Below are 7,010 nucleotides of genomic sequence, written 5' to 3' on the forward strand. Positions count from 1 at the left end.
GAGGCTTCCTGGAATGATCACTGCCGCCCAGATATTCCATCCTGATCGAATCCTCACGGAGGGCCCGTGCTCACCTGGGAGTTCTCCGCACAAGACCTCGCCCGGACGCGTTTCGCCCGCTCGCCGCTGTGCGAGGTGACGACGAGCGTTGAGGTACTCAAGGACCCGGGCCGGCACGCGGTCCATCTGCCGTGGGTGCGGCAGGCCAGAGCGCGGCTGGCGGGGGTGGGCTGGGAACTGCTGTCCCAGCTGGTGCGGCTGCCGACGGTGTACGTGCCGGACTTCCTGACTCCGGTGCCGACGGCGTCCAGCCCGACGATCGAGCAGGCGCTGGCCGACCTGGCCGCCACCGATCCCGCGACGGTGCGCCGCGACCTCGCCCGGATCGGGGGTGAACTGTCCCCGTCGGTAGCGGAGTTGGCGCGTGATCCGGAGCGCGGTCTGGCCCGGCTGGTGGCGGAGATCCGGGCGTACTGGGATGCCGCGGTCGCCCCGCACTGGGACCGGATCGAGCGGCTCGCCGAGGGTGAGATCCTGCGCCGGGCCCGGCAGATGGCCGCGGGTGGTCCGGCGGCGCTGTTCGCCGACCTGCACCCGCAGGTGGTATGGGAACGGGACACCTTGCGGATCGGCTACCGGGTGGTCGACGCCCACCGGCGGCTGGACGGGGAGCGGGGCCTGGTCCTGGTACCGACGGTGTTCGCCTGGCCCGGCGTGTTCTCCCAGCAGAACCCGCCGTGGCAGCCGGGCCTGGTGTACCCGCCGCGCGGGGTGGCAACACTGTGGGAGACGGCGGGCAACGCGGTGCCGGAAGGGCTGGCCCGGGTGATCGGCCGTACCCGCGCCTGGCTGCTGGCCGAGCTGGACGCCCCCGCCTCGACCGGCGAACTCGCCGAGCGCACGGGCCTGTCCGCCCCGAACGTCTCCCACCACCTGACCGCCCTGCGCGGCGCCGGCTTACTCGCGCGCCACCGCACCGGCCGCACGGTCCTGTACCTGCGCACCGACGCGGCCGAACTCCTCCTCCGGGCCGTCCAGGCCGATAGTTGATCCCAGGTCTCACGCGTCACGTCCAGGTCTCACGCGTCCAGAATGCCCCCGCCGCCGCTCCTCCCGCGGCGACCACGCCGAACGACTGAATCCACCATCGACCCCGGCCCCGGCTCCGCTCCGTGGCGGCCACGCGCCGCGCCCGGAGCTTCCCGCGCGGAGCGGACGGGGTTCGAAGCTGGCGGTGGCGCGGGCCGGGACGTCCTTGGCCACCTAGCACCCGTCAGCCCGCGGGCAGCCGCGGGATTGGTACGCGTTCTGTGTGTCCGGGCCCGATCGGCCCTCTGGCACAGGCGTGCGCCATGGACATGCGGCACCGTGGGAAGGGCGGCCGGATGCCGCGACGGCGGCAGGGACACCGTTTCGGCCCCGATGCGTGGACCCTGCCGCCAACCCGGGGCGGCATGATCTCCGGCAGCGGTCGGGAGTGCTGGTGGAGGACTTCGACGCGGTGGCAGAGCGCCTCTACGGGGTGACACCGGACCGGTTCACCGCGGCTCGCAACGCGGCCGCCGAGCAGGCCCGGCACAGGGGCGAGCGCGCACTCGCCGATCGCATCCACCGCCTGCGCCGCCCCACTCAGAGCGCCTGGCTGGCCAACCTCCTCACCCGCACCGACCCCGCCGGCGTACAGCGCCTGCTGGACCTCGGACACGCTCTGCGCGAGGCCCAGGAACGGCTGGAGGGCAAGCGAATGCGCGAACTCACCGCGCAGCGCCACCGCCTGGCCGCCCAGCTCGTCGATGCCGCCCGCACAGCGGCGACCGCACGCGGCCACAGCACGGGCCAGAGCGCGCTCGCCGAGCTGGAACAGACCCTGCTGGCCGCGACCGGCAGCCAGGCGGCCGCCGACGCTCTCGCCGCCGGCCGCCTGACCGAGGTCCTGCCGCCGGCGACGACCACGGACACCCTCGCCACCCTCGCACTCCCCAACCGCCCGGCAGCCCCGACACCCGCCCACCGTGCGCACCCGCCGTCCCAGCACAGCGACGGCCGCCCACGACCAGCCCCAGCCACCCACGCATCGCCCGCCCACGACCGGACGGATCTTGCCGACCGGGCGTGGGTCGAGCGCCTCAACGAGGCCAGCGACGCTGCCGGCCGGGCGGAGCGCGACCTGGACCTCGCACGGCAGACGGTGCAACGCCTCGACCGCGAACTCGAGCGCCTGGCCACCGCCCAAGCGAAAGCCGCCCGGCGGGCGGAGCACGCCGCCCAAACGCTGCGCCAGGCACAGGCCGAGGCCCAGCAGGCCGCGCAAGAGCAGAAAGAAGTGGAGCGGGCGCATGTGAGGAAGCAGGCCGAGCGGGAAGACGCGTGGCGCACGCTGCGGGAAGCCGAACAGGCCGCCGAGGCGGCGCGGCGGCGGGCGGATGAGCTGGCGGTGGAAGCCGCGCGGGCGAAAGGAGGTCGGTGATGGCCAGGCCCATCTGGACGGGTGTTCTCAGCTTCGGGCTGGTGACCCTGCCGACGGCGTTGTACTCGGCGACCGAGTCCCACACCGTGGGCTTCCACCAGATCCAGCGCGGGACAGCGGACCGGGTACGCAACAAGCGGGTCAACGAGCGAACCGGGGAAGAGGTGCCCTACAGCGAGATCGTGAAGGGGTATGAGCTGGTCGAGGGCGAGTACGTGATCATGGAGCCCGAGGAACTGGAGCAGCTCTCCCCCGGCCGGTCCAAGACCATCGACATCCGCGGGTTCGTCGACCTCGAGCAGGTCGATCCGATTTTCTTCAACACCACCTACTACCTCGGCCCCAAGGGCAAGGAGTACGCCAAGATCTACGCCCTGCTGGTCAAGGCGCTGGAGCGGTCGAACAAGGCCGGGATCTCCCTGTTCTCGATGCGCGGCAAGGAGTACCTGACCGCGGTCCGGGCCGAGAAAGGGATGCTGGTCGCCCACACCATGCACTTCGCCGACGAGGTCCGCGACCCGCACCGGGAGGTCGACGACCTGCCCGCCGCGGGCACCGAAGTGGGCGAGAGGGAACTCGCCGCGGCCCGGCAACTGATCGACATGCTCGCCGTCGACTGGAACCCGGACGAATACCACGACACCTTCTCCGAGCAGGTCCGCGAACTCATCGAGGCCAAGGCCGCCGGCAAGGAGATCGCCATCTCCCAAGGCCCCCAGGAGACGCCCACCAACGTCGTCGACCTCATGGAAGTCCTCGACCGCAGCCTGGCCACCGCCAAGGACCGCGCCGCAGCCGGCCGGGAACCAGAAGAAGCCAAGCCCACACGCGGCCGCGCCCGCAAGACCGCACCCCGCCCCAGCCGCACCCCGAAAGCCGTCGGCGGGAAGAAAACCGCCTCCACCACCGCGAAGCGGGCGCAGCCCGCCGCCGGGGCGAGGAAGCGCACCGGCACCCGCTCGAAAGCCGAGGACCTGGCAGCGCTCACGAAGGCCGAGCTCTACAAGCGGGCCAGCGACCTCGACATCCCCCAGCGCTCCACCATGACCCGCGACCAGCTCCAGCACGCCCTCGAACACGCCAAGCACCGAGAACACCGTCTCCGCACCGCGTCCTGAGACCGGCCCTCGGCTCAGCGCCTGACTCGCCAGAACGAGGCGAAGGAATGAACAGCGACCTCGAAGAATCGGACGGGCAGCGGTTCCGGCTGCCCGTGTACCGGCTGGATGGCGAACTGGTCATCCCGGCCATCGCCGTCACCGACATGCTGCGCGGGATCGCCGAGCTATGGGAAACGTGGCGTCGCAGCGACCAGCACCGCATGGACGATGAGACTACCGCCGTGCTCTGCACGGCACTTGAAAGATTCGCTGACCAACTCGATACCGAGTGCATCGCTGTTGCCGACCCCAGACCGACCCGGTGAACCGCCCGACCGTCGGAACCGCGAATGTCGCCGAAACGGCGCAGCGCCGGACGCCCGTGCGACTACATCGGCCTCACCTACGAGCGGCAAACACCACGCCGCTCATAGTCGCCGCAATGAAGAATCTTGTGATCGAGCCCGTGGCGTCGGTGTGTTCTGACCGAGCCCCTTCCCGATATGGCGCGGCAAACGGGCGCGGCGGCCGTGCGGCACCGTCCGGCGGGCCGTAGCGTCGGGCGGGTGGACATGCCGGTCCGGGGTTGTGAGTGAGGGAGGCTTTGATGCCGGCCGCAGCACTGTTCGATGTCGACGGCACGTTGCTCGACACCAGTTACTGGCACACGGTCGCCTGGACGGAGGCGCTCGCCCAGTTCGGCCACACCCCGGCGATGGCCCGCATCCACGGGGCGATCGGCATGGCCGGCGACCAGCTCCTGGACCACGTGCTGGGTGAAGACCGTGACCACGCAGATGATGAGGCGATCAGTGCGGCGCATCAGGCGCTGTTCGCCCGGTTCTGGCCCCGCCTGCGTGCCTTCGACGGTGCTGGTGGACTCCTGCGGGAGCTGAAGCGGCGTGGCTGGACGATCACGCTCGCTTCCTCCGCCTCCGGACGAGATCTGGCCGCCATGCGCGCCGTTTTGGATGCCGATGACGCGATCGACCACGCCACCAGCGCCGACGATGTGGAGGCCAGCAAGCCCGCCCCTGACCTCGTCCATGCCGCCCTCGCCAAGTCCGGGGCCGGGCCGGGCGAGGCGCTGTTCATCGGCGACACCCCCTGGGACGTGCAGGCCGCCGCCCGGGCCGAGGTGCCGTGCGTGGCGGTGCTGAGCGGCGGCTTCGGCGAACGGGCTCTGCTCGCGGCCGGCGCCCTGGAAGTCCACGTCGGCGTCGGTGAACTCCTCGCCCGCCTCGACGACAGCGCCCTCGCGGACCCCGCCCGCCACACAACCGGAGCCAGCTGACCGCGGCACCGTCAGCTCGAACACACGGGGGCGACTCGGCGATCATGGGACCGGCCCTGGGTGGCGGTCCCGTGGTCGCCGCCCGGGCCGGTCCCGCGAGCGGCCCGCGCCGGTCAGTGCTGCAGGGCGGGCAGCACCAGCTCCCGGTAGGCGTCGAAGAAGACCTCCTGGTCGGGGCCGATCTGCCCGACGTACACCTCGTCGAATCCGGCCCGCGCGTACGCGCGCACGGTCTCCACGTGCTCCTCCGCGGCGTCGCCGCAGGTGACGGTGTCGGCGACCATCTCGCGGGTGACGAGCTCGGTGGCCTGCTCGAAATGCGCCGGGGTGGGCAGGATCTGGGCGAGTTCGCCGGGCAGCAGCTCGGTCGGCCACAGCCGGTGCACGATGTCGACGGCCTTGTCCCGGTTGCTGCTCCAGCACACCTTCACCCCGCCCACCACCTTCTTGCCCGCGCCGCCACCGTCGCGGAAGGCACCCACCAGGTCGGCGTCGGGAGTCATGGTGACGAAGCCGTCACCGATCCGTCCGGCCAGCTCGGCGGCCTTCGGCCCGAAGGCGGACACCAGGATCGGCAGCGGGTGATCAGGGGCGGTGTAGAGGCGGGCGTTGTCGACCGTGTAGTGCCGGCCTCGATGGCTGACCTGCTCGCCGGTGAACAGCTCGCGCATCACCTCGACGGCCTCCTCCAGCATCTCGGCCCGCATCTCGAACGACGGCCACGCCCCGCCGTGGATGTGCTCGTTCAACGCCTCCCCCGTCCCGACACCGAGGGCGAAGCGCCCGCCGAGCAGCACGCTGGAGGTGGCGGCGGCCTGCGCGGTGACCGCCGGGTGCAACCGCACCGTCGGACACGTCACCAGCGTGGTGACCGGCAGGTCCACGGCCTGCGACAGCGCACCGATCACCGACCACACGAACGCACTGTTGCCCTGCGCGTCGTTCCACGGATGAAAGTGATCGGAGATCGCCAGCCTCGTGAATCCCGCCTGCTGCGCCCGCCAGGCCTGGTCGATCAGCTCCCCGGGGGTGAACTCCTCACACGACAGGAAGTAGCCGTACTCGGTCATCGGTTTCTGCTCCTCTCCCAAAGCCCAGCCCCCTTCCACTGCGGCTACCCCGGCCGCACCCGGGCACCACGCCTCATCCCGCAGGTCGCCGACAACGGGCAGGACACGTCGGCCTGGCTCCTCGATCAAAGCGGTGGTGGCTCCGGGCGACCCTGCCCGCCAGGCATCCCAAGCCGCGGTAGCAATCCTCGCCGTGGTCCGGCCAGGTCCGCATCCGCTCACCCTGCCCGGGTGCGGTTGCGTCTCTTCCGGCAGAGCGACGCGAACGTCCTCGACTGCTTGGCCGCCGCACGGCCGGGGCTGGCCCATAGCCAGCCAGCCTCGGCAAGGGCGGTCAGTCCAGGGTCGGGCGTAGCCCCATCGCGCGGCGACGCCCGTAGGGTGCCCCTGACTGACTGTCGTGTCCCTCGATCGGGTATGGGTTTGCGACCCGGTCGTCTCGCCGCGCCGTTACGGCAGCCCGGCGCCTTCCACGCTCAGCAGTTGCACGAGCTCGGCCCGGTCCAGGCTGCAACGGCCGATGGCATGACCCGCGTCGCGCCGCGCCCGGCCTGGGGCCAGAACCGGATGGCTGCGTCCCGACCCCAGGTGGCACTCACCGCAGCCCGGAGGCGGTCAGGACTTCCCGCGGCCGGTGACGAAATCGCGGGCCCGGTCCACCAGACCCGCTCCAGGGGCGAGGATCTTGCTGGCCGTCGGGGTGTCGGGGGCGGCGGGGTGCGGGCGGGTCGGCGCCATGGCCTTGGCCCGCCGGATCTTGTCGCCGAGATCGTCGAGCACCTCGGGGGTACAGGCCTGGCGCAGCATCGGGAAGAGGTTGTTCTCTTCGTCCTGGACGTGGGCGGTGACCTCGTCCATGAGCTGCTGCAGCATCATGCTCATGTGCGCGTCGTCGGTGTTCATTTTCTCTAGCTGCTTGAGGATCTTCTCGACGCGGGCGTGGTCGGCGAGTTCCTTGTCCGCGAGCCGGTCGCCGCCCTGGAGGTGCTCGCGCACCGCCGGGTACAGGTACTGCTCCTCGGCGACCGAGTGCCGCACGAGCTCGATGGTGACCTCGTCGACGAGGTCACGCAGCTCCT

The 7,010-nt window shown here is 71.3% G+C and carries 7 protein-coding genes; 5 read left to right on the forward strand and 2 right to left on the reverse strand.

The genetic code is table 11. The annotated features are described in order from the left end of the window. The first annotated feature begins 66 nt into the window (after positions 1-66). The 5 genes from ACWDAK_RS35235 to ACWDAK_RS35255 all read left to right on the forward strand — a co-directional run bounded on the left by ACWDAK_RS35235 (position 67) and on the right by ACWDAK_RS35255 (position 4,861). On the forward strand, positions 67-1,050 hold the full coding sequence (locus ACWDAK_RS35235; protein WP_344641207.1) for an ArsR/SmtB family transcription factor: 984 nt from the start codon (positions 67-69) through the stop codon (positions 1,048-1,050). 433 nt (positions 1,051-1,483) lie between these two features. Continuing rightward, positions 1,484-2,467 (forward strand): hypothetical protein, encoded by a 984-nt coding sequence (locus tag ACWDAK_RS35240; RefSeq protein WP_427395651.1) that lies wholly within the window; start codon positions 1,484-1,486, stop codon positions 2,465-2,467. After that, on the forward strand, positions 2,467-3,585 hold the full coding sequence (gene ku, locus ACWDAK_RS35245) for a non-homologous end joining protein Ku (protein ID WP_344641321.1): 1,119 nt from the start codon (positions 2,467-2,469) through the stop codon (positions 3,583-3,585). Before ACWDAK_RS35240 ends, ku begins: the two co-directional genes overlap by 1 nt. Before the next feature lie 47 nt (positions 3,586-3,632). Beyond that, positions 3,633-3,893 (forward strand): DUF6213 family protein, encoded by a 261-nt coding sequence (locus tag ACWDAK_RS35250; RefSeq protein ID WP_344641322.1) that lies wholly within the window; start codon positions 3,633-3,635, stop codon positions 3,891-3,893. Between the two features lie 281 nt (positions 3,894-4,174). Further along, positions 4,175-4,861, forward strand: coding sequence for an HAD family hydrolase (locus ACWDAK_RS35255; protein ID WP_427395652.1), 687 nt, complete (start codon positions 4,175-4,177; stop codon positions 4,859-4,861). Positions 4,862-4,974: 113 nt separating this feature from the next. Here the strand turns inward: ACWDAK_RS35255 and ACWDAK_RS35260 are convergent, their stop codons facing one another. Beyond that, the gene (locus ACWDAK_RS35260) at positions 4,975-5,931 is read right to left on the reverse strand and encodes a TIGR03557 family F420-dependent LLM class oxidoreductase (RefSeq protein WP_425557879.1); all 957 of its coding nucleotides are present in this window, start codon (positions 5,929-5,931) and stop codon (positions 4,975-4,977) included. 615 nt (positions 5,932-6,546) lie between these two features. Beyond that, on the reverse strand, positions 6,547-7,010 hold a 464-nt coding region (locus ACWDAK_RS35265), incomplete at its 5' end, for a hemerythrin domain-containing protein (protein ID WP_449806531.1).

It is taken from the genome of Kitasatospora sp. NPDC001175 (assembly GCF_053598215.1).